The 23,821-nt window shown below is 33.5% G+C and carries 21 protein-coding genes; 8 read left to right on the top strand and 13 right to left on the bottom strand.

Features of this window, described 5'->3' with window-relative positions:
• Positions 1 to 4: 4 nt before the first annotated feature.
• The 13 genes from ACP15M_RS07030 to hemA form a co-directional block, all read right to left on the bottom strand.
• Positions 5 to 364, bottom strand: coding sequence for a hypothetical protein (locus ACP15M_RS07030; RefSeq protein ID WP_425076480.1), 360 nt, complete (start codon positions 362 to 364; stop codon positions 5 to 7).
• Positions 361 to 2,775, bottom strand: a complete 2,415-nt coding sequence (locus tag ACP15M_RS07035) for a penicillin acylase family protein (protein ID WP_425076481.1) — start codon at positions 2,773 to 2,775, stop codon at positions 361 to 363. Before ACP15M_RS07035 ends, ACP15M_RS07030 begins: the two co-directional genes overlap by 4 nt.
• 91 nt (positions 2,776 to 2,866) lie before the next feature.
• A complete protein-coding gene (locus ACP15M_RS07040; RefSeq protein ID WP_425076482.1) occupies positions 2,867 to 4,021 on the bottom strand; it encodes a serine hydrolase domain-containing protein in 1,155 nt (384 codons plus the stop codon).
• Between the two features lie 9 nt (positions 4,022 to 4,030).
• Positions 4,031 to 4,552, bottom strand: a complete 522-nt coding sequence (locus ACP15M_RS07045; RefSeq protein ID WP_425076483.1) for a DUF4442 domain-containing protein — start codon at positions 4,550 to 4,552, stop codon at positions 4,031 to 4,033.
• Positions 4,552 to 5,025, bottom strand: coding sequence for a methylated-DNA--[protein]-cysteine S-methyltransferase (locus tag ACP15M_RS07050; protein WP_425076484.1), 474 nt, complete (start codon positions 5,023 to 5,025; stop codon positions 4,552 to 4,554). The genes ACP15M_RS07045 and ACP15M_RS07050 overlap by 1 nt, the downstream gene beginning before the upstream one ends.
• A 2-nt stretch (positions 5,026 to 5,027) precedes the next feature.
• A complete protein-coding gene (locus ACP15M_RS07055) occupies positions 5,028 to 6,152 on the bottom strand; it encodes a CNNM domain-containing protein (protein WP_425076485.1) in 1,125 nt (374 codons plus the stop codon).
• A 25-nt stretch (positions 6,153 to 6,177) separates the two neighbouring features.
• Positions 6,178 to 7,167 carry a porphobilinogen synthase gene (gene hemB, locus ACP15M_RS07060; protein ID WP_425076486.1) on the bottom strand — a complete coding sequence of 330 codons (990 nt, stop codon included), beginning with the start codon at positions 7,165 to 7,167 and terminating at the stop codon, positions 6,178 to 6,180.
• 142 nt (positions 7,168 to 7,309) lie between these two features.
• Positions 7,310 to 8,212: an oxygen-dependent coproporphyrinogen oxidase gene (gene hemF, locus ACP15M_RS07065; protein WP_425076487.1), complete on the bottom strand. Its 903-nt coding sequence runs from the start codon at positions 8,210 to 8,212 to the stop codon at positions 7,310 to 7,312.
• A gap of 2 nt (positions 8,213 to 8,214) precedes the next feature.
• Positions 8,215 to 8,748: a GNAT family N-acetyltransferase gene (locus ACP15M_RS07070; protein ID WP_425076488.1), complete on the bottom strand. Its 534-nt coding sequence runs from the start codon at positions 8,746 to 8,748 to the stop codon at positions 8,215 to 8,217.
• On the bottom strand, positions 8,745 to 9,515 hold the full coding sequence (locus ACP15M_RS07075; RefSeq protein WP_425076489.1) for an EI24 domain-containing protein: 771 nt from the start codon (positions 9,513 to 9,515) through the stop codon (positions 8,745 to 8,747). Before ACP15M_RS07075 ends, ACP15M_RS07070 begins: the two co-directional genes overlap by 4 nt.
• 16 nt (positions 9,516 to 9,531) lie before the next feature.
• Positions 9,532 to 10,554 carry a uroporphyrinogen decarboxylase gene (hemE, locus tag ACP15M_RS07080; RefSeq protein WP_425076490.1) on the bottom strand — a complete coding sequence of 341 codons (1,023 nt, stop codon included), beginning with the start codon at positions 10,552 to 10,554 and terminating at the stop codon, positions 9,532 to 9,534.
• A gap of 245 nt (positions 10,555 to 10,799) precedes the next feature.
• Positions 10,800 to 12,383, bottom strand: coding sequence for a hydroxymethylbilane synthase (gene hemC, locus ACP15M_RS07085; protein WP_425076491.1), 1,584 nt, complete (start codon positions 12,381 to 12,383; stop codon positions 10,800 to 10,802).
• Positions 12,376 to 13,638, bottom strand: coding sequence for a glutamyl-tRNA reductase (gene hemA, locus ACP15M_RS07090; RefSeq protein WP_425076492.1), 1,263 nt, complete (start codon positions 13,636 to 13,638; stop codon positions 12,376 to 12,378). The genes hemC and hemA overlap by 8 nt, the downstream gene beginning before the upstream one ends.
• A 169-nt stretch (positions 13,639 to 13,807) precedes the next feature.
• Here hemA and ACP15M_RS07095 point away from each other — a divergent pair, with 169 nt between their 5' ends.
• From ACP15M_RS07095 to ACP15M_RS07130, 8 genes are all read left to right on the top strand, one after another.
• Positions 13,808 to 14,728 carry a helix-turn-helix transcriptional regulator gene (locus tag ACP15M_RS07095; RefSeq protein ID WP_425076493.1) on the top strand — a complete coding sequence of 307 codons (921 nt, stop codon included), beginning with the start codon at positions 13,808 to 13,810 and terminating at the stop codon, positions 14,726 to 14,728.
• Between the two features lie 64 nt (positions 14,729 to 14,792).
• The gene (locus tag ACP15M_RS07100) at positions 14,793 to 15,392 is read left to right on the top strand and encodes a hypothetical protein (RefSeq protein WP_425076494.1); all 600 of its coding nucleotides are present in this window, start codon (positions 14,793 to 14,795) and stop codon (positions 15,390 to 15,392) included.
• 7 nt (positions 15,393 to 15,399) lie between these two features.
• On the top strand, positions 15,400 to 16,431 hold the full coding sequence (gene hemH, locus ACP15M_RS07105; protein ID WP_425076495.1) for a ferrochelatase: 1,032 nt from the start codon (positions 15,400 to 15,402) through the stop codon (positions 16,429 to 16,431).
• The gene (locus tag ACP15M_RS07110; RefSeq protein WP_425076496.1) at positions 16,431 to 17,783 is read left to right on the top strand and encodes an MATE family efflux transporter; all 1,353 of its coding nucleotides are present in this window, start codon (positions 16,431 to 16,433) and stop codon (positions 17,781 to 17,783) included. Before hemH ends, ACP15M_RS07110 begins: the two co-directional genes overlap by 1 nt.
• Positions 17,784 to 17,833: 50 nt before the next feature.
• Positions 17,834 to 20,944, top strand: a complete 3,111-nt coding sequence (locus ACP15M_RS07115) for a WD40/YVTN/BNR-like repeat-containing protein (RefSeq protein ID WP_425076497.1) — start codon at positions 17,834 to 17,836, stop codon at positions 20,942 to 20,944.
• Positions 20,944 to 21,492 (top strand): CopD family protein, encoded by a 549-nt coding sequence (locus ACP15M_RS07120; protein WP_425076498.1) that lies wholly within the window; start codon positions 20,944 to 20,946, stop codon positions 21,490 to 21,492. The genes ACP15M_RS07115 and ACP15M_RS07120 overlap by 1 nt, the downstream gene beginning before the upstream one ends.
• Before the next feature lie 62 nt (positions 21,493 to 21,554).
• Positions 21,555 to 23,009, top strand: a complete 1,455-nt coding sequence (locus ACP15M_RS07125) for a sensor histidine kinase (RefSeq protein ID WP_425076499.1) — start codon at positions 21,555 to 21,557, stop codon at positions 23,007 to 23,009.
• A 13-nt stretch (positions 23,010 to 23,022) separates the two neighbouring features.
• On the top strand, positions 23,023 to 23,805 hold the full coding sequence (locus tag ACP15M_RS07130) for an enoyl-CoA hydratase/isomerase family protein (protein ID WP_425076500.1): 783 nt from the start codon (positions 23,023 to 23,025) through the stop codon (positions 23,803 to 23,805).
• Positions 23,806 to 23,821: the final 16 nt, after the last annotated feature.

A 23,821-nucleotide genomic window follows, 5' to 3' on the forward strand; every position in this document is an offset into this window, starting at 1 on the left:
AGTATCAGGTTTTAGATGGTTTTAAAATTAACGCACATTGCTTTCCGAAGATTGCCGAAACACCTGCAGCTAAACCTCCAACTAATCCAGTAACTAAGATTAGTAAATAGACATTCCCATTCAAGGATAATAATTCAGATATTTTTTTTGCTAAAACAAAATCGTTAGCACTGCTAAGCCAATAAGAATGTACTATCCAATACATAGCAATAGCTAAAAACGGAATAAAAAACACAGCGCTTTTGTTTAACTGAAAGAGTATAGCTGTGATAAAACTAGCAAGCATCACAGACCACCAAGGCAGTACTTGAGATAATAAAAAAGCAATGATAATTGTAGCCGCAAAATTTATAATATTCTTCATAGCTTAGGAGTTAATGTTTGAGTTGAAAGGACGTCTTTGGTATTTTTTACATCTTGTAAAAATAGCATGTCGTAGTATTCACCTTTAGCCCAATCGTCTATAAAATTGTCGTAGTATTTACTTCCAGGATTTCCAGATTGACCACCAGGATAAATACCATAAGCTTTAGGAGGAGAAGTCATTTCAACAATCATTCGCCACGAAGGTCCATGGTTCACATCTGATGCATTTACTGTGTTTCGGTCACCTCCAATTGGAATATCAAATCTTGAGAACGCAGGTAAAGCTTGTAACAAATGACCAACATAAGCGCCTTTGTAATGTTTCCATTCAAAATCGCCATGTTCAGTTTCCCACGCTTTTAATTCTTTGGCTGCAGCTTTAAATGAAAGTATAAATAAATCTACTGCAGTTTCTTTTTCAGGAGTTTCAACAATGTCCATAAATGGGTCATTTGGATGATTTTTCAGCATGTAAATGGTTTGATATATAAAAGGTGCTTTTAAAGCTTCACTTTCTACATCAAATTCATCCCAAGTAAGGCGATACAAATGCTTAATCCATGTTGACCAAATGCTAGGTCCTTTATGGTCAATAACATTTAGATAATTCCAATGTCTAATATGATTAAGAAGTTGTTGCTCTTCGGTTGTAAGCGCAGAAGTTTCCATTCTACTTAACATAAAAGGGACGAGTTCTTCTGCTTTAAGATTGTAGTTGTTATTTTGAAGGCTTTTAAAATCTTGAACACTAACTTTTTCTCGTGCATTTAAATAGTTATTAATAATTCGATTTCTATAAGTTCCATAACCATCATTAAACACATAAAACGGATAAGATTCATCAACAGGATGTTGGTTAGCAGAACTCACGTAACCACGTTCTGGGTTTTTAGTATGTGCATTAAATTTTTTTGGAATAAAACTTTGCCAATCGTGATCTGGATTGCTACCATCTAATAAAAACTTACCTTGACCTTCCCATTTGTTTGGAAATTGTCCTTGAACCCATAAAGCAATATCACCTTCTTTTGAAGCAAAGGCAAAATTTTGAGCTGGAGCGACATGATTTGAAATGGCATCAACATAATCTGCATAGTTTTTTCCTTTATTCAGTTTTAAAAATAATTGCGTAAAATTATGCCCAATATGACCTGTCCATTTCATAGCATAGCCTTGTTTGGCATTATCACTTTTAAAGGTGTGATCATAACTTACAGGTCCATGATGCGTATAGATTACAGAATCGATTAAGGTTTCTTGATTTCGTATTTTAATTTCTTCAAGTCTAATCGTTGTTTTTTTCCAGGTATTGTTAAACTTATAAGATTGTCTAGAAGTATCTTGAAATTCAATTTTATACCAATCTTTCACATCACGAGTTGCATTGGTAACTCCCCAAGCAATATCTTCGTTAAATCCTATAATAACACCTAAAGCACCAGGAAGTGTCGCTCCAAATACATTTTGGTTAGGCGATTGCAATTGCATGACAAACCATATTGCCGGAAGTTTTAAACCTAAATGCGGATCGTTAGCTAAAATTGCATTTCCAGTTGCTGATTTTTGCGGACTTACAGCCCAATTATTACTTCCGTTATTGGGATGAGGTTTTTCCATAGTTTCAGAAATAGAATCTAATGGCATTTCACTTAACGGAACTTCAGTTTGTTGAACATCAATAAAGCTCCAATCGGTATTTTTTGGGATAACAGGTTCGTTTACATCAAAGAAATCTGGAAACAATAAATCGAATCGTTTTTTACCAAATTTTCTAAGCATGTTAGTGTATTCTAAGTCAGAATCCCTTCCGCAGAGCATATCAGTCATATACATTAATAAATGCATGGTTTTTTCAATGCTCCATGCTTCAGGTTGATAATCTAGTAGTTTGTATTCAACAGGATAATTTTCAGGTTGAAGCTGATTTATATAAGCATTCACGCCATCACTATATGCTTGAAGAAATTTTAAAGATTCTGGATCTTGCTTAATAATCTCTAAGCTATTTTCAGCGCCAAACAACATGCCTTTTCTACGTTGTGCTCTATCAAAATCAAGAGCTTTTTCGCCAACAATTTCAGAGATTCGACCAGCAGCAGCAAAGGTTTGAAACTCCATTTGCCATAGACGATGCTTTGCTGTAATAAAACCTTGTGCTTTGTATAAATCGTAATCGTTTTTAGCAAACACATGCGGAATAAGTTGTGCATCGTAATGCACTGTCACTTCATCTTCAAGTCCAATAAGCTCTAGTAAGCCATCTGTAGATTCGGTACCTTCATTTTGCCAAATACCTTCATTTGGTGCTAAAAATTTTCCAAGAGGAGGAATGCTTCCTAATTTTGTGTTTAAGACATAAAATAAACCTAAAGTTAGTATTAAAGCACTAATGAGTTTAAAGTATTTCATAGTAGAAAATATGACGAATTAAATATATAGAAAATAATCTTCAATTTGTAACGTTGGTTCAAAAGAATTTCTGATTCTAAAATATATGGTACTATTTGTTAAGCATTTTGTATGCTTCCTCAACATATAGACCAATATCATTTGTAAATGTTTCCAATGGATTTTCAGGACCTTTTGAATGTCCAAGTCTAACAATAATGATGTTATCTTCTGGTTGAACAATAACATATTGACCTAAATGACCACGCATCATAAAAAAGGTTTTTTCAAGATAATCATTCATCCAAAAACCATAGCCATATTCAGGGCTTTCAGTAAATCGAGGTGTTATAGATTTTGCTACGAAAGCTGAATCTAAGATTTGTTTTCCATTCCATTTGCCATGGTCTTTATAAAGTTTTCCAAAGCGCGCAAAATCTTTAGCATTGCTTGCTATGCAACAATAGGCTTTTACTAAATCATGATCATCACTATCAACTTGCCATAATGTACTATTTTCACTTCCTAAAGGTTTCCAAAAGCTTTCTTCAAAATAATGATATAGTTTTTTACCAGTTGCTTTTTCAATAACCATGGCTAGCATCTGAGTGTCTCCACTTGCATATTTAAAAGATTGTCCTGGTGTATCAATAACTTTTAAACTGTTCATTACTTTTGCTAAATCATCATCAAAATATGCTCTAGTAGTAATAGATAAAGGCGAATAATATGCCTCATCCCAATTGGTTCCAGAAGCCATTGACGCTAAGTCACCTACAGTCATTTGAGCCGCTTTTCCATCACAAAAATTAGGAAGAAAATCGCATACAGGTTGGTCTAAATTTTTAATATATCCTTGCATTATGGCTTTACCTAATAAGCCAGACACGTAACTTTTAGCCATTGAAAAGGAGTTCGTTTTAGAATCTTCTCCATAGCCATCATAATAATTTTCGAACCAAATGCTATCGTTTTTAATAATAACATAAGCAATAGTTCCCCAATCTTTATTTGCTTTTTTTAAGAGACTGGTTTCTTCAACAGAATTATAATCTTTGTGATTTGACCAAGGTTGAGGATTGTTTGATTTTTCAATACTTTGATTGTCAAATTCTTTAAAGTCTTCTAGAAAAGCTGTGGTATGACCTTTTAGATAAATGGTTCTTACTGCTTTGATTAAATAATCGGTATCTGTTATGTAGAGAAGGATAATTAGTAGTCCGAAAAAGATTACTAAAAACTTAAAGATTTTTTTTATAAACTTCATTTAGGATAATTATTTTGTTGAGTTTCGTTGTTTTAGTTTTTGTTTATAATAAGCTTTATTAGCGATATATAGGTTTTTTTTAAAAGTAGCAATTTTATTTTGGTTTTTGTCTACTAGGTGCATGGTTTTGTTAAAGTCTATTTCGTTCTGATTGGCAACTTCAATTTTAATAGTTTTTATTTCTTCTGAAGTGAATAAAAATTCACCATAGATAGTATCTTTTGCAGGTTTTTTATAGCGTGCTTCAACCGATTTGTCCCAAACAACATAGCCGTCGCCTAATATTTGAAGCAGTTGAATCATATAAATAGGATCGGTTGCAGACAGCATACTTCCACCAAAAATGGAACCGACAAAGTTTCTGTTTTTCCAGTTTGGTTTCATTTTAATTATCACCTTGTGTAAGTCATCATCAACTTGAATGATTTTGGCTGTAGTTCTTCGGTACATTGGAGACCAATTGAATCCGTATTTAAAAATAGTTGATGCTTTAAAAAACCGTTGTAAAAATGTTGAAATAATTTTATACATTAAAAAAGACGTTGCTGTTTATACGGACTTTCATGTTCTAGCAACCATTGTTTTCGATGCAGTCCACCAGCATATCCTGTTAAGCTTCCGTCGCTTCCAATCACACGATGACAAGGCACAACAATCCAAAGTGGATTTTTACCGTTAGCATTTGCTACAGCACGAATGGCTTTAATATCTCCAAGTTGTTTTGAGAGTTCGAGATATGACATGGTTTTTCCATAAGGAATAGTTTGAAGTTGTTTCCAGACTTTATTTTGGAATGGAGTGCCTTGCGGATTTAATTTTAAGTCGAAAACCTGTCGTTTGCCTTCAAAGTATTCACGAAGTTGCATCACACAATCTTCTAATTCTAAAGGAATAATATTGGTTTCATTTTCTTCGGAATTTAGGATTGTGATTTGCGCAATGCCATCGTTATCACCAATAATTTTGGTATAACCTAAAGGTGAAGAAATGATACAAGTTTCCATTATTATTCGTTCTCTTCAGAAGACTCATCTTCAAGAATACCAAGCTTTTTTGCTCTAGCTTCCCAACTTTTTCTAGCCATATACTGAAGGTCTGAAACATTATCACTTTCGTCCATAATTTCCATTCCTAAAAGTGTTTCGATCACATCTTCCATAGTAACCAAACCACTAACAGAACCATACTCGTCAACCACTAAAGCCATATGATTTCTACTTTCCACAAGCTTTTCAAATAGTTTAGGAATAGGTAAGTCTCTAGAGACTACAATAATATTTCTTTTTAATTCAGCTAGTTTTTTTGAGCCATGACCTAAAGCCATTTCTTTAAATACTTCACCTTTTAAGACTAGTCCTTTTATATTGTCAGGATCATCAGCATAGATTGGAATTCTAGAAAAGCGAAGATTCATATTCTCTTTAAAAAAATCTTCTACAGTCGTTTTTTCGTCCTCAGATTTCATAACTGTTCGAGGTGTCATGACATCTTTAGCAAACACCTCTTTAAAGGTGAGTAAGTTTTTAATGATTTTACTTTCATTTTCTTGAAACACACCTTCTTCATGAGCTATATCTGCCATGACCAAAAACCCTTCTCTACTTAATACACTTCCATGACCTTTACCACCAATGAGTTTTGTTGTGAGTTGTAAAATCCATAAAACACCAGTCCATTTTAATGGAAAAATTAAAATATTGAGTGCTTTAGTTGTAAAATTGGCTAGTTGTTTCCAATAGGTTGCTCCAATAGTTTTAGGTATAATTTCTGAAGCGACTAAAATTAAGATTGTCATGATAGTAGATACTACACCAACCATTAATTCTTCAGTAAATTGAATCCCAAAAATGGCATGTGATTGACTTCCATATAGTTCAGCATAAGCAGCTTTTGCTTGAACACCAACCAAAATAGCACCAACAGTGTGTGCTATGGTGTTAAGCGTTAAGATAGCAATTAGAGGTCGATCGACATCTTTTTTTAAGGCTTCTAAATCTTCAGCATATGCTTTACCTTCACTCTTTTTTAGGTTGAGAAATGTTGGAGTAATACTAAGGAGCACAGCTTCTAGAATGGAACATAAAAAGGAAAAGAAAATTGAAATAATTGCGTAGAAAATAAGTAAGCCCATTAAAACTAATTTAGTTGATGCTAAGTTACGATAATAATTTTACTACATCTTTAGCAAAGTAGCTTGCAATCACATCTGCACCAGCACGTTTTATTGCTGTAATTTGCTCTAACATAATGGCATCGTGATCTAGCCAACCTTTTTCGGCAGCAGCTTTAAGCATTGCATATTCACCAGATACTTGATAAACAGCAACAGGAACATCGACTTCATTTTTGATTTCACGAACAATGTCTAAATAACATAATCCTGGTTTTACCATAACAATATCTGCACCTTCATCAATATCCATTTCGGTTTCACGAATGGCTTCAAAACGGTTGGCATAATCCATTTGATAAGTTTTTTTGTCTTTAGGAACATCCTTAATATCAGCAGGAGCAGAATCTAAAGCGTCTCTAAATGGACCATAAAAGGCTGAAGCATATTTTGCCGAATAGCTCATGATTCCTGTATCTGTAAATCCGTTGTCTTCTAAAGCTTCACGAATGGTTAAAATGCGACCATCCATCATGTCGCTTGGAGCTACAAAATCGGCTCCAGCTTCGGCATGAGATAAACTCATTTCTGCTAAGACATCTGCTGTATCATCATTGATGATTCTTCCGTTTTCAACAATGCCATCGTGACCATATGACGAAAAAGGATCGAGAGCCACATCAGTCATGACCAACATATTAGGGCAAGCATTTTTTACAGTTTTAATAGCGCGCTGCATTAATCCGTTTGGATTTAAAGCTTCTGTTCCTTTATTATCTTTAAGGTTGTCAGGTACTTTCACGAATAATAACACAGATTTTAAACCGAGTTTCCAAAGGTCTTTTACTTCTTGCTCCAGTAAATCTAAACTGTATCGATAGTAATTTGGCATAGATGTTATTTCTTCTTTAATGCCTTTGCCTTCTACCACAAATAATGGCACTAAAAAATCGTTTGGAGAAATTATAGTTTCTCTAACTAAGCTTCTAATGGCTTCGTTGGTTCTTAGTCGTCTGTTTCTTTTTAATGGGTACATAGTTATAAGTTTAAAGTCTAAAGTAATAAGATTTAAGTTGTTTTTTAATGTCATTCTGAAGGAGTGAAGCGACTGAAGAATCTCAATTTGTTAGATTCTTCGCTTCGTCTGCGTATTGGCAGATACGCTCTGAATGACAAAATTACATCCAATTTACTGGGTTTTTTAATACATTTAATAGTTTTTCTTCTTCACTTCCAGGTTCAGGATGATGATCGTAAACCCATTGTACATGAGGAGGTAAGCTCATTAAGATGCTTTCAATTCTTCCGTTGGTTTTTAAACCGAAAAGGGTTCCTTTGTCATGCACCAAATTAAATTCGACATAGCGACCACGACGAATTTCTTGCCAATTTCTTTGTGCTAAAGAGTATTCTAAATCTTTTCGTTTTTCAACGATAGGCACATAAGCATCAAGAAAACTATTGCCAACTTCAGTCACAAAATCATACCAGTTTTGCATGGTCATATCTTTTGAAACTTTACAATAATCGAAAAATAAACCTCCAATGCCTCGAGCTTCATTTCTATGTGCATTGTAAAAATATTCATCACATCGCGCTTTGTATTTAGAATAGAATTCTGGATGATGATTATCACATGCTGTTTTACAAACTTGATGAAAATGTATAGCATCGTCTTCAAACAAGTAATAAGGCGTTAAATCTTGTCCACCACCAAACCATTGGTCAACGATATTACCTTGTTGATCATACATTTCAAAGTATCTCCAATTAGCATGAACTGTTGGAACCATTGGGTTTTTAGGATGCAAGACTAAGCTTAATCCACAAGCAAAGAAATTAGCATCTTTAACATTAAAATAGGTTTGCATAGACTCTGGTAATTTTCCGTGAACACCAGAAATATTCACACCTCCTTTTTCAAAAACATGTCCGTTTTCGATGACGCGAGTTCGTCCGCCACCACCTTCAGCTCGTTTCCAAATATCTTCTTGAAATTTGGCTTTACCATCAATAGCTTCAAGTTTAGAAGTGATTATGTCTTGTAATTCGTGTATGTATTTGAAGAATTTATCTTTCATAATTATTTATACAATTCATATAGCTCCATATCTAAGGGTTGCTCACCATTAGGAGTAAATATTTTTGTAAGCGTTTTTTGCCAAATAAAGTTGTTGTTTGTTGCAACCTTTACACTAGAGATATTGTCTTTATGCGTGATGATTTGAAAGGTTTTTAAACCAAATTCATTATATGCATAACGAGATACTTTTTCTACAGCTTTAGAGATTATCTTTTGGCCTTTAAAATTATAATCAATAGCATAGGCAAACTCAGCTTGTTTAGTTTTCCAATCTAGGTTTTTAAGAATGACTAGTCCAGCAAGTTGTCGTGTTTTAGATTGTTTTATAGTAAATACAAATGTTTCTTTATTTTGAAAAGCTTTGATTCGATTTTCAACGTATAGTTGTGATAAGGTTGGATTTAAATTTTGCTCTAAAGTTTTTGGTAAATACTGTTTTAATCTGTCGGAATTAGAAATTACAAAATCACAGATTTTCCAGGCATCACCTTCGTGAATCGGACTAATTTCAAAACCTTCAAATTGCAACTTCATTTGGCTAGTGTTTTGTTTTCTGAAAGTAGATTGTTTTGCTTTAAAATGCTAACGGTTTTTAATGAAGCAGCAGTAACACTCATAGGCAATACTAAAATCACACCTATTACTGGAATTAATAAAAACAAAATAAAAACGATTCCGTTTCCGATGGCAATTCCTCGGTGTTTTCTAACAAATTGAATGCTTTCTCGATACTTAAAATGACGTTCTAAAGTATAATCCATATTTCCGAAACCAGCATAGTAAGCTTGTACTAAAAATAACAGAATGGTTGAAAATATATTAACCACAGGAATAAATTTCAATAAAAGAATAGGAATCGTAATGAGTAATTCTTTACAAAGATTCCTCATATTTATTCTAATCCCTCTCCAAAGCTGTTCTTTAAACGTTGTGTTTCTATGACTATGAATGTCAACACCAGTTAAATGTGCTTCTATTTTTTCGGAAACAGGACTCATAAATGGCGCAGACAAAGCCATAATGATATGCTTATACAGAATTAAACCAACAGCTAAAACTATTATGCCACCAATAAATGTTGAGATGGTTGTGAAGGTTTCTTTTCCAAAATCCCAAACCCAAATTTTTGCAATAAAGCGACCAATATTATCAGATAGTCCATAGGCTGAAAACCCGATAACAGTAGCTGTTATGACGCTAATAATGATTGGAATAAAAAAGTATTTCCAGAGTTTAAGCTTTGAGATTAATGCTAAAGAACTTGAGTACGCTTGTATCCCTTTAAAAATATTCTTTACCATATATTAATCGTTTAGTTTATGCTTTATATTCTTTTACAGCATCAATAAATGCTTTAGCGTTGTCTAATGGAATGTTTGGAAGAATTCCATGACCTAAATTTACGATATACTTATCTTTTCCAAACTCGTCAATCATTTGATGCACCATTTTTTTGATTTCTGAAGGTGGAGAAAATAAACGTGTTGGATCAAAATTACCTTGAAGTGTAATATTTCCACCTGTTAAATATCTCGCATTTTTAGCAGAACAAGTCCAATCAACACCTAAAGCTGAAGCACCAGATTTTGCCATTTCACCCAGTGCAAACCAACAACCTTTTCCAAAGGCAATCACAGGAGCATCATCTTTTAAAGCATCAATAATTTGTTGAATATATTGCCAGGAAAACTCTTGATAATCGACAGGAGAGAGCATTCCTCCCCAAGAATCAAACACTTGAACAGCGTTACAACCTGCTTTTACTTTTTCTTTTAAATAAGCAATTGTGGTGTCTGTAATTTTTTGAAGTAAAGTATGTGCAGCAACAGGATTTGTGAAACAAAATTCTTTGGCTTTGTCAAAGTTTTTACTGCCTTGTCCTTGAACGCAATAACATAAAATTGTCCATGGTGAACCAGCAAAACCAATTAGAGGAATTTCATCATTCAGTTTTTCTTTAGTTGCTTTTATGGCTTGATAGACATAATCTAAAGCATCTTTTACATCTGGTACTATAACATTGTCAACATCTTTTTGAGAACGTATAGGCTGAGGTAAAAACGGACCAATATTTGGTTTCATTAACACCTCTATATTCATAGCTTGAGGAATAACGAGAATGTCACTAAACAAAATAGCAGCATCCATTCCATAACGCCTAATAGGTTGTACAGTAATTTCACTAGCTAATTCTGGAGTTTGACATCGTGTAAAGAAATCATACTTCGCTTTAATTTCCATAAATTCAGGTAGATACCTGCCAGCTTGACGCATCATCCATACAGGAGGACGTTCAACAGTTTCTCCTTTTAAGGCTCTTAAAAATAAATCGTTCTTCATAGTTGGCACTTGGCTTTTAGCGATTAGCTGTTTTTTATTCTAGTTATTAAACTGTTTATCATCTTTGCTTCTTTATTAAGAAGTTTAAAAATGGTTATTAAATCTTCTTTAGGAATAAATCCTAGTTCTTGAGAAATAATTAATTGTGTTTCGGTTTTAATCCCATTCTTCCAAATGTTAGAGTTCTAAAATTCCTCATATTTTAGTTTTTACTCATTTTATTTCAATTTGCCAACAGCCAATAACTAATGCACGAAATGCAAATTCACCAACTCTATTACACTTTCTACAGTTGGTATTTTTGCGACTCTTACATCATCAAAATGTTTACTAGCTTCTTTAGCTGTAGTTTCACCAATACAGAAAGCAATCATATTTTCTTTTGCTACATTTTCCTGTTTAAAGCTTTGTACTGTTGAAGGACTATAAAACATGACACCTTTTACTGTGTTGTCTATTTTTAGAGCATCATATTTTGTGTTGTAAGCATTAACTTCGTTGACTTCAATATTGCTGTCTTTTAAGATATTAGGTAATGTATTCAAACGAATATCACTACAAAAATAAGTAACTTCGGTTCCTTCAATATATTCTACTAAATACTCTGCTAAGGCTTTAGCATTATTTTCAGTGTGCTTTACCTTACCTATTTTTCGTTCATAAAACCGCTTAGTTCGTCTCCCAACACAATAGACATTCTCAAACTGAAGTTCTTGTGGTGCAAAATTCATCAGTAAGGCTTCAACTGCATTTTTACTTGTGACAATCACATTTTTAGGCATTGGCTTTATGACTTTATGAGTCATTCTGCTTAATCCAATTTTTACAAAATCTGAACTCTTAGAAACCACGTCATCATGAAACAGTTGTTTTTGATCTTCAGTTAAGGTTTTAGTTGAATAGATGTTCACTTCTTTCGAAGATTCCTTAATTGAATCCATTAAACGTTTGCCTCCTCGTTCAATAATATAGTTGGCACAAATTTCTGCTAAATCTTTATGCTCACCAAGAGCAACAGTACGTTGTACTTCTATTTTTTTACTTCCGTCAAGACTTAATAAAATGCCATTAAAATGGATTTCCTCATTTTTAATGAAAGCTATAGCTCCAATTGGAGCAGAACAACCACCTTCTAAACGATTTAAAAATTCTCGCTCAATTGATGTACAAATTTCGGTATCACTATGATTAATTTCAGCACAAGCAGCCAAAACATGGTCGTGAGTTTCTAAGGCAGTTATCATAATAGCACCTTGAGCTGGTGCAGGAATCATCCAATCTAAATTAAAGGTCTGCTCAGGTCTAATGCCAATTCTTCCTAATCCTGCTGCTGCAAAAATAGCAGCATTCCAGTTATTGTCTTCTAGTTTTTGTAATCGTGAATTTACATTACCACGTAAATCTACTAATGTGTGCGTAGGATAACGATTTAACCATTGTGCTCTTCTGCGTAAACTTCCTGTTGCAATAATTGCATCTCGTTGAGATAGAAACTCTTCATTGTTTTTATAAACTAAACAATCTTTTACATTACCTCGTTTTATAACTGCAGCTTGAACAATACCTTTTGGTAATAATGTAGGAACATCTTTTAAGGAATGTACAGCAATATCTATTTCTTCGTTAAGCATTGCGATGTCTAATGTTTTTGTAAAAACACCAGTAATTCCTAACTCGTAAATAGGTTTATTGAGTACTAAATCTCCTGTTGATTTTACAGGAACCAGTACAGTTTTGTGTCCTAAATGTTCAAGTTGCGATTGTACAGTTTTAGCTTGCCATAGTGCGAGTTCACTATCACGTGTTCCAATTCGGATAATTTTAGACATGCTCTTGTGTGGTTTCTAATTGAAACACTTTTTTAATGAGCTCTAGACTGTCATCTGCAGATATATTGTCGTCTTTTAAGTGGTGCGCAAAATGGTTTGTGATTTTTTGAATGATATTATTACTAATCACTTCGGCTTGCACTTCGTTGAAGTCAGTCATTTTTTTGCGTTGCGTATCTAGTTCTGCAGTGGCAAAATCGGTAAGCTTGTATTTTAGCGCTTTAATTGTAGGTGCAAACTTTCGGGTTGCTAACCAAGCATTAAATTCGGTTTTTATCTCTTCAATAATTGCTTCAGCAACTGGAATATGTTCTTTTCTTCGTTCTAAAGTTTCATCTGTAATTTGAGATAAGTCATCTAAATGTATTAAGGTAACATTGCTTAAATCGCTTACATTTTCATTTACGTTTTTTGGAATGGATAAATCCAAAATCAACAACGGTTTTGTGGTTTGAATACAGTGTTTGTCGACAGTTGGATTTTGAGCTCCTGTAGCAACGATTAAAATATCAGACGCATTTATTTCTTCTTGAAGATTTGCATAATCTTTAACCAAAAGGTTGAATTTTCCTGCAACAGCTTCAGCTTTATTCTTAGTTCTATTAATTAAGGTTATTTGCTCATTCTTGGTATGTTTTACCAAGTTTTCACATGTATTTCGCCCAATTTTTCCTGTTCCGAAGAGTAAAATACTTTTTTCTGAAACGTGTTCAATTTCATTCATAATGTACTGTACAGAAGCGAACGAGACAGAAGTTGCACCAGAAGAAATTTCGGTTTCAGTTTTGATGCGTTTTGAAGCTTGTATGACAGCATTAACTAATCGTTCAAGAAAAGGGTTTAGTAGTTGGTGTTTTTTTGAAAGTCTAGCACTAGTTTTTAACTGACTTATAATTTCGAAATCACCAAGTATTTGGCTATCCAATCCTGAGCCTACACGAAATAAGTGCGAAATAGCCTCTCTGTTTTTGTAGACATAAGCCACTTTTTGAAACTCTTCAACTGTGCCTTTTGTGTTGTCACATAACAATTGAATTAACTGAAATGGATGCTCTGCAAACCCGTAAATTTCAGTTCTGTTACATGTTGAGGTAACAATAAGGCTTTCAATTCCGTTTTGTTTAGCTTGCATTAATACTGCAAGTTTTGAAGTGTCATCTAAACTAAAATGACCACGCACTTCAGCATCAGCTTTTTTATAGCTGAGACCAATGGCATAAAATGTTGTGCCTTTCGACTTATTGTAATGCTCCATACCTGATTTGGATAAATACGAAACAAAAATAGAAATGCATGTCAAAAAAAAACAACGCTAGAAGAACTTTTAGTGTCGTTTGTGGTTTTTTAGAGCTATTTCTTAAAATAAAATGATAAATGTCATATTTTTGTAGTCATATCAACACTTTAAACCTCTTTTGTTTAGAATGAATCTAAATAACAACAAAAAAGAAATTGATTTTTCAATCTCAAAAAATATCGCTAGAGGTTCATTTGAAGAAACGAAACTAGCAGATGGTTTTTTTGTGCTAACGTTTCAGAACGAACAACATAATATTCAAATTGTTGAGCGTGAGATTGATAGTCGTTTTATTCAATTTCATTTTTGTATCAAAGGCTCTAGCGAATTTGTATTTAATAACGGAACGTACAAGCTAAAAATTGAAGAGGAGAACTCACTGTTGTTGTATAATCCACAACGGGATTTGCCAATTCATTTAGAAGTGCATCCTAATTCGTGGTTGGTTTCTGTTTTAGTTTCTATTAAAAAGTTTCATGGTCTATTTTCTCAAGAAGCCGATTATATTACGTTTTTAAGTGAAGATAATAAAGACAAAAAATATTATAAGGATGGAAGTATTTCGCCTTCTATGGCAATAGCACTAAATCAAATCATCAATTATAATTTAAATAACTCCATCAAACAATTATATTTTAAAGGAAAAGCTCTAGAATTATTGAGTCTTTATTTTAATAGAAACGAAGATGCAGATGTAGAGCAGTGTCCATTTTTAGTTGATGAAACCAATGTGATTAAAATTCGAAAAGCTAAAGACATTATTATTTCTCGAATGGCAGAGCCTCCAACATTACAAGAGCTTTCAGAAGAAATAGGACTTAGTTTAAAAAAGCTTAAAGAAGGCTTTAAACAAATTTATGGCGATTCGGTATTTAGCTTTTTGTTTGATTACAAAATGGAAGTTGCTAGAAAACTTCTTGAAGCTGGAGATTATAATGTTAATGAGGTCGGACTTAAAGTTGGGTACAGCACATCAAGTCATTTTATTTCAGCGTTTAAAAAGAAATACGGAACGACTCCAAAAAAGTATTTGATGTCTCTATCCTAATTAAATTATAAAACATTAACTGTAACCAAAGACTGTTGTATTTTTGAAAAAATAAATTGTAACAATGAAACACCTTTTAAGCTTTTTTTTAGTTTGCTTTATATCCATTTCAGCACACTCACAATCCCTTAAAGAAACATTAACAACCGAAGCTAATGCTTATTTTGACTTTATGGTCAATCAAGATTTTGATGGTGTTTTAGATTATATGTACCCAAAAGTTTTTGAAATGGCTCCAAGAGAACAAATGAAAATTGGAATGCAACAGATGTTTAATGCTGAAGATATGAAAATCCAGTTTTTGGCCAACGATGTGACTAAAGTTACAGATAAGAAAGCTTTAAATGGAATTGACTATGCTGCGATTTTCTATTCAAGCACAATGAAAATGACTTTTTTAACAGAAGATGAGCAAACTGAAGAAGATAAAAAAGGGTTTTTAATGTTTATGAAAGCGACTATGCAAACGCAATTTGGCGAAGAACATGTTAAAGAAGAATTAGAAACGATGTCTTTAATTATCGATATGAGTGCAACAATGTTTGCAATTAACGATCCGCAGTACAAAGGATGGAAATTTTTAGGAAATGACGACGCTATGAAAATGATTGTTAATTCAGTTATTCCAGAGAGCATTCGAACCGAATTACTTAAAGAAAATTAATAAACGAATGAAAGGAGTTTTACTTGTAAATTTAGGTTCGCCAGATTCGCCAAACCCTAAAGATGTTAAGCGTTATTTAGGTGAATTTTTGATGGATGAACGCGTCATTGATGTGCCACTTTGGGCAAGAACACTTTTGGTTAAAGGAATTATTTTAAATACACGTCCTAAAGCTTCAGCAGAAGCGTATAAAAAAATTTGGTGGAAAGAAGGTTCGCCATTAATTGTCTTATCAGAACGCTTACAAAATAAAGTACAGAAACAAGTTGAAGTTCCTGTAGCATTAGCTATGCGCTATGGAAGTATGACAATTAAAAAAGGCCTTCAAGAATTAGTAGACAAAGGCGTTGACGAAGTGTTTTTAATGCCACTATATCCACAATATGCTATGGCAACTACCGAAACTATTTTAGTCTTGGCAGAAACCATTAGAAAAACGCATTTTCCTCATATTACAATCCAAGATTTAAAAGCATTTTATAAGGATTCAAATTATATAAAAGTGTTATCAAACTCAATTGCTAGGCATCTTGAAGACAAAGATTATGAGCATTTGTTGTTTTCATATCATGGTGTTCCCGAACGTCATATACGAAAAAGTGACATCACAAAGTCGCATTGTAAAATCGATGGTAGTTGTTGTGCAACACCAAGTAAAGCTCATAAATTTTGTTACAGACATCAATGCTTTGAAGTTACAAAACGGGTTGTCGAAACATTGAATTTAAAAGAAGGAACCTATTCAACATCGTTCCAATCTCGATTAGGTTTTGACCCTTGGTTACAACCATATACCGATTTAACAATTGAGCGTTTAGGAAAAGAAGGTATAAAAAAACTTGCTGTTGTTACGCCAGCTTTTGTAAGTGATTGTCTCGAAACACTTGAAGAAATTGCGATGGAAGGTGAAGAGATTTTCCATGAAATGGGAGGACAAGAATTTACAACTGTTCCTTGCTTAAACGATGATCAAGAATTTGTCGATTTACTTTCCAGTTGGATTAATCAATGGGCTTTAAGTGAAACTGTTGAAGCATAATGTCTAAAGTATCTTCTAAAGATTTAGGAACACAACCTATTGGCAAGCTTTTAATTAAGCAAGCTGTTCCTGCATCTATTGGAATTTTAGTCATGTCACTCAATATTTTGGTTGACACCATTTTTGTCGGTCAATGGATTGGTTCTGTTGCTATTGCAGCAATAAATGTTGTGCTTCCTGTTTCTTTTTTTATAGCAGCTTTAGGAATGAGTATAGGTGTTGGAGGCTCGTCTATCATTTCACGTGCTTTAGGAGCTAACGACAGTACAAAAGCACTTAAAGTTTTTGGAAATCAAATTACGTTAACTTTATTATTTACAATTATATTAATCATTCCTGGATTAGCATTTGTAGATACTATAATTCCAGTGTTCGGCGGAAAAGGAAGCATCTTTGAACCTGCTAAAATTTATTACACCATAGTATTATATGGTATTCCGTTTTTGGCATTGTGCATGATGGGAAATACTGTGATTAGAGCAGAAGGAAAACCAAAATTTGCGATGTATGCGATGATGATTCCTTCGGTTGGAAATTTAGTGTTAGATTATGTGTTTATAAATGTATTCGACTTTGGAATGGCTGGTGCAGCTTGGGCTTCAACAGGATCTTATCTCTTGTGTTTTTTGTTTTTAATATGGTATTTTTTGTCTAAAAATTCAGAATTAAAACTCACCAATTGTTATTTTAAATTGCGCTTACCAATTATTCAAGAAATAGGATCACTAGGATTTGTAACACTTTCTAGGCAAGCTGTTGTGAGTGTGACTTATTTGTTTATGAACAATATATTATTCGATTTAGGAGGAGAAACTTCTGTCACAGCTTATGCAATTGTAGGAAGAATGCTCATGTTTGCCTTGTTTCCTGTATTCGGAATTACACAAGGATTTTTACCTATTGCAGGTTTTAATTATGGTGCTCAACACTACCAACGTGTGCGATTAACAATAGCAACTGCACTAAAATATGCCATGGTTTTAGGAACTTTAGTGTTTGTTGTTCTTATGATTTTTCCTGAAGAGATTACTAGATTATTTACAACTGATGCAGATGTATTAAATGAAACGCCTTCAGCAATGCGATGGGTATTTGCAGCAACACCAATAATAGCAGTGCAACTTATTGGAGCAGCTTATTTTCAAGCTGTTGGAAAAGCAATTCCAGCCTTATTATTAACTTTAACAAGGCAAGGCTTTTTCTTTATTCCATTGATTTTTATTTTACCAAAATTTTATGGAGAATTAGGTGTTTGGATGTCATTTCCAATTTCTGATGTGTTATCTACACTAGTAACAGCATTATTTTTACATAGAGAAGTGAAGTTAAAATTATTGCCGCAAGAGAATTAGTTTGTATTAATTAGTATTTTTAAGATTCAAAAAATAAACCACACCAGAGTATGAGAATTTCTGTATTTTTTTTCTGTTTCCTTTCCTGTATATTTTTAACAAATATTCAAGCGCAAACTTTTGATGAATCTCAATATAATGCACTCGAATATCGCTTGCTTGGTCCTTTTAGAGGAGGACGAAGCGCTGCAGTAACAGGAGTTCCTAATAAACCAAACTTATATTATTTTGGATCTACAGGTGGAGGCATTTGGAAAACATTAGATGGTGGACGAAGTTGGGAAAATATCTCTGATAGTTTTTTTGGTGGAAGTATTGGTGCAATAACAGTTTCTAAAAGTGATCCTAATGTGATGTATGTTGGAGGAGGAGAAAAAACGGTTCGTGGTAATGTGTCTTCTGGTTATGGTATGTGGAAAAGTGTTGATGCAGGAAAAACATGGACTTCGGCTGGATTAAAAAACTCACGACATGTCCCAAGAATTGCTGTGGATCCAACAGATCATAATATTGTGTATGCTGGAGTATTAGGAAACATTTATAAACCAACTCAAGACAGAGGTGTTTACAAAAGTACTGATGGTGGGAAAACTTGGAATAAAATCTTGTATTCTAATGACCAAGCAGGTGTAGTTGACTTAATTATTGATCCAACAAATCCTAGAATTTTATATGCGTCAACTTGGAGAGTTCAACGAACACCTTATAGTTTGAGTTCAGGAGGTGAAGGTTCCGCACTTTGGAAAAGTACAGATAGAGGTGAAACATGGACTGAAATTTCTACTAAAGAAGGGTTTCCTAAAGGTACTCTAGGAATCATTGGTGTTACTGTTTCTCCTGTAAACAATCAACGCGTTTGGGCAATGGTTGAAAATAAAGATGAAGGTGGATTGTATCGAAGTGATGATGGAGGAAACACTTGGACACAAGTCAATAGTGAACGAAAATTACGTCAACGTGCTTGGTATTATACTAGAGTTTATGCAGATACAAAAGATGTAGATGTTGTCTATGTTTTAAATGTTCGTTATCATAAAAGTACTAATGGTGGAAAAACCTTCAGTACACACAATGCACCACATGGAGATCACCACGATTTATGGATTGCTCCCGAAAATCCAAATCGAATGATTATTGGTGATGATGGAGGTGCACAAGTTACTTACGATGGAGGCGAAACATGGAGTACTTATCACAATCAGCCAACATCACAATTTTATCGTGTGACGACAGATAATCATTTTCCGTATCGTATTTATGCTGCGCAACAGGATAATTCAACAATTAGAATTTCTCACAGAACTGATGGATGGTCAATTTCTGAAGACGATTGGGAATCGACAGCTGGAGGAGAATCGGCTCATATAGCAGTAGATCCAGAAGATAATGATATTGTTTATGGCGGAAGTTATGATGGCTTTTTAACACGTTATAATCACAAACGAGGTACAGTAAGAGCAATTAATGTTTGGCCAGACAATCCTATGGGACATGGCGCAGAAGGTATGAAATATCGTTTTCAATGGAATTTTCCGATTATATTTTCTAAACACAATCCAGACCGATTATACACCTTTTCTCAGCATGTACATGTGACTGAAAATGAAGGACAATCATGGAGCATTATCAGTCCAGATTTAACCAGAAATGATCCTGAAAAACTAAAATCTTCTGGAGGCCCAATTACACAAGATAATACATCTGTTGAATACTATTGTACCATTTTTGCAGCTCAAGAATCACCAATTACTGAAGGTTTGCTTTGGGTTGGAAGTGATGATGGCTTAGTTCATGTCACAAAGAATGGAGGGCAAACTTGGGAAAATGTCACGCCAAAAGGTATGCCAGAATGGATGATGATTAACAGTGTTGAACCGAGTGCTTTTGATGCTGGAACGTGTTATATTGCTGGTACAAAATATAAAACAGGAGATTTTGCACCTTACTTATACAAGACGACTGATTATGGAAAGACTTGGAAAAAGATTACTAACGGAATCGATGCAGAGCATTTTACAAGAGTACTTCGAGAAGATCCAAAGCAAAAAGGATTATTATATGCTGGAACAGAAACAGGAATGTATGTCTCGTTTAATGATGGTAAAAATTGGCAACCATTTCAATTAAATTTACCAATAGTACCAATTACAGATTTAGCTGTTAAAGACGATAACTTAATTGTAGCTACTCAAGGTCGAAGCCTTTGGATGATTGATGACTTGACAGTTCTTCATCAGCTTTACAATTCTAATACTAAAACAAATAGACTTTTTAAACCAAAAGACACGTATCGAATGCGAGGTGGTTATGTAAAAGGTAGTAAAACCTCTGGAACTAATCATCCTAATGGAGTTATCACGTATTTCAGTATAAAAGATTACGATAAAGAAAATGATGAGGTAGCTTTAACATATTTCAATCAAAAGGGAGATACCATCAAAACATATTCAACTAAAAATAAAAAGGAAGATAAACTAGAGGTTAAAAAAGGGATGAATCAGTTTGTTTGGGATATGACCTATAAAGGTGCTGAACAGTTAGATGGTATGATTTTATGGTGGGCAAGTCTTGATGGTCCGCAAGCCATACCTGGCACTTATAAAGTGCATCTTAATATTAATAATAGTGTCACATCGAGCGCAGTCGAGATGTCTAACACCTTTAAGATAGTAGCAGACCCAAGAGCAGAAAGTACTCAAGCTGAGATGCAACAACAATTTGATTTTATTACTGATGTTAATGCAACTATGGACGAAGCACATAAATCGATTAAAAAAATAAGAAATATTAGGAAGCAACTTTCAGCATTTGAAACACAATATAAAGGCAATGACGATTTGAAGGATTTATTAGATAAAGCAAAGCAACTTAAAGAAGACTTTACCAAAATTGAAGAAGCTTTGTATCAAACAAAAAACAGAAGTAGACAAGATCCTTTAAATTTTCCTATCCGATTAACGAATAAATTAGGTCATTTAAACGCTTTAGTTGGTATAGGAGATTTTGCACCTACAGAACAAGATATTGCTGTTAAAAATGAATTATCTGCAAAAATTAAAACTCAGTTAGATAAATTTAACCAATTGATTAGAGAAGAAATTAAAGGTTTTAATAAGGCATTTAATGAGAAGCAACTAAACTATTTATTTGTTGAAGATTAATGGAGTATTACAATTACATAAAAGCGTTACATCTTATTTTTATTATCACTTGGTTTGCAGGTCTCTTTTATATTCCTAGACTATTTGTATATCAAATTGAAGCGTTCTACAAACCATCACCTGATAAAGAAATATTAGGTAAGCAGTTAAAGCTTATGGCAAGACGATTATGGACTATCATTACTTGGCCTTCAGCAATTTTAGCGACTAGTTTTGCAATTTGGTTATTGGTATTAAACCCTTTTTTATTAGAGCAACCTTGGATGCATGTCAAGTTAACCTTCGTGATACTATTGATATTATACCATTTAAAAACACATCAATTTTACAAGCAATTACAACGAGATGAAGTCAAAAAAACATCTAACTTTATGCGTCTTTGGAATGAAGGTGCAACCTTTATTTTATTTGCTGTTATATTTCTTGTGATACTCAAAAATGCGATTAACTGGATATTTGGAGTTATTGGTATTATCGTTTTAGGTATTTTATTAATGATAGGCTTTAAAGTGTATAAAAATATTAGAAGCAAAAATCCAGATGCATAATGTTGGCTTAATTATTGCTACATTTAACTGAAAAATTATCTAGAGCCACTACAAATTTTCAGATGAGGTTAAAAAAAATGTCTTTACGAGTTCGCATCTTTTTTGCTATGATTTTATTGGTGCTTATTGCATCAATATTGATTGCCGCTGTAACCATTTATCAATACAATGAAGAAGCAAGAGATTATCATAGAGAGCGACTTGAACGTAAAGAAAAAGCCATTATAAGTGATATAAATTATGTGATTAAAGAAACCACATATCCTGTTGAAACCGAAAAAGTACCACTTATATTTAAGGATGAAATTTATAGAATTGCTGCTATTCACGGACTTAAAATTAATTTATACGACATAGATGGTACCTTATTAAAATCGTCTAAAGCAAGTTTTTCGCGAGATACGACCATCACCTGTATAGCTGCAGAAGTTCTTAATGCGATTTCAAATACTGCAGAGCATCGGTTTGTTATTAAAAACAAAAAAAATGGTGAAACATTTCAATCGTCTTACAGTTATATTTACGACTCAAAATCGAAGCCACTAGCCATTTTAAACTTACCATATTTAGAAAATGATGATTTTTTAAATAAAGAATTGAACGAATTTCTTGAGCGTTTAGGCTATGCCTATTTGTTTATGATGTTAATCGCCATTCTCTTAGCATTACTTTTGTCTAAATATATTACAAAGACTTTAAAAAATATTGCAGATAAAATTAATGAAACTAGACTTGAAAAACGCAACAAGAAAATAGATATAGAATCCTCTAGTGAAGAAATAGCAACCTTAGTCAATTCATATAATAGTATGATTGATGAGCTTGAAGAAAGTGCTGTTCAGTTGGCAACAAGTGAACGTGAACAAGCTTGGAGAGAAATGGCAAAACAAGTGGCTCACGAAATTAAAAATCCGTTAACACCAATGCGATTAAGCGTACAGAGTTTTCAACGAAAGTTTAATCCTGAAGATGAAAATATTCATCAAAAAGTAGACGAATTTAGTAAAACACTTATTCAACAAATTGATACAATGAGCTCTATAGCGTCTGCGTTTTCAAACTTTGCTAAAATGCCAGCTCAAAAAAAAGAAACACTCAATGTAACGAGTATTGTAAAATTAGCCTTAGATATTTTTAGCGAAGACTATATTGAGTTTGCTTCAGATAATCATGACCTTGAAGCAAATTTTGATCGCACTCAACTTATTCGAGTAGTGACCAACTTAGTAAAAAATGGAACACAAGCCATTCCGCATGATAAAGAAAATCCTAAGATTAAAGTGCTGGTTACTTCAGAAGAAGAAATGGTTAAAATTTCGGTTGAAGATAATGGTATTGGAGTTTCTCAAGAGAATAAAAACAAGATTTTTGAGCCTAAATTCACAACCAAATCTAGCGGAATGGGATTAGGACTTGCGATGGTAAAAAATATTGTGGAAACTTATAAAGGAAGTATTACCTTTACATCGCAACAAGATATAGGAACTACTTTTGTAGTTCGATTTCCTAAGATTTAATTATAAAAACACTATGAGTTACCAAAATATTTTATCGAATACAGACAACGGAATTACAACCATTACAATTAACAGGCCTAGTAAGCTAAATGCTTTAAATAAAGCAACAATTCAAGAATTGCACGATGCTTTTAATGAAGCGAATAAAAACAAAGACACTAAGGTTATTATTATTACTGGTTGTGGAGAGAAAGCGTTTGTTGCTGGTGCAGACATTAGTGAGTTTGCAGATTTTGATGTTAAACAAGGAAAAAAATTGGCTGCTAACGGTCAAGAATTGTTATTTGATTTTGTCGAAAATTTATCGACACCTGTAATTGCAGCCGTAAATGGTTTTGCATTAGGAGGTGGTTTAGAATTGGCTATGTCTGCTCATTTTAGAATTGCTAGTGATAATGCCAAAATGGGCTTGCCAGAAGTGTCACTTGGTGTTATTCCTGGTTATGGAGGCACACAACGTTTACCTCAATTGGTAGGTAAAGGACGTGCAATGGAGATGGTGATGACTGCTGGAATGATTGACGCTAATCAAGCATTAGATTATGGTCTGGTAAACCATGTCACTACTCAAGAAGAATTAATTCCTCTTGCTGAAAAAATTGCTGGAAAAATTATGCGAAATTCCTCAGTTGCTATTAAAGCTGCAATCAAAGCTGTGAACGCAAACTATAAAGATGGTGTTGATGGATTTAAAACTGAAATCAAACAATTTGGGAAATGTTTTGGTACTGAAGATTTTAAAGAAGGCACAACAGCATTTTTAGAAAAACGGAAAGCAGCTTTTCCTGGAAAATAGACTATGAATTTTAAAT

The sequence above is a fragment of the Psychroserpens sp. S379A genome, from assembly GCF_049800755.1.
GTDB lineage: Bacteria > Bacteroidota > Bacteroidia > Flavobacteriales > Flavobacteriaceae > Psychroserpens.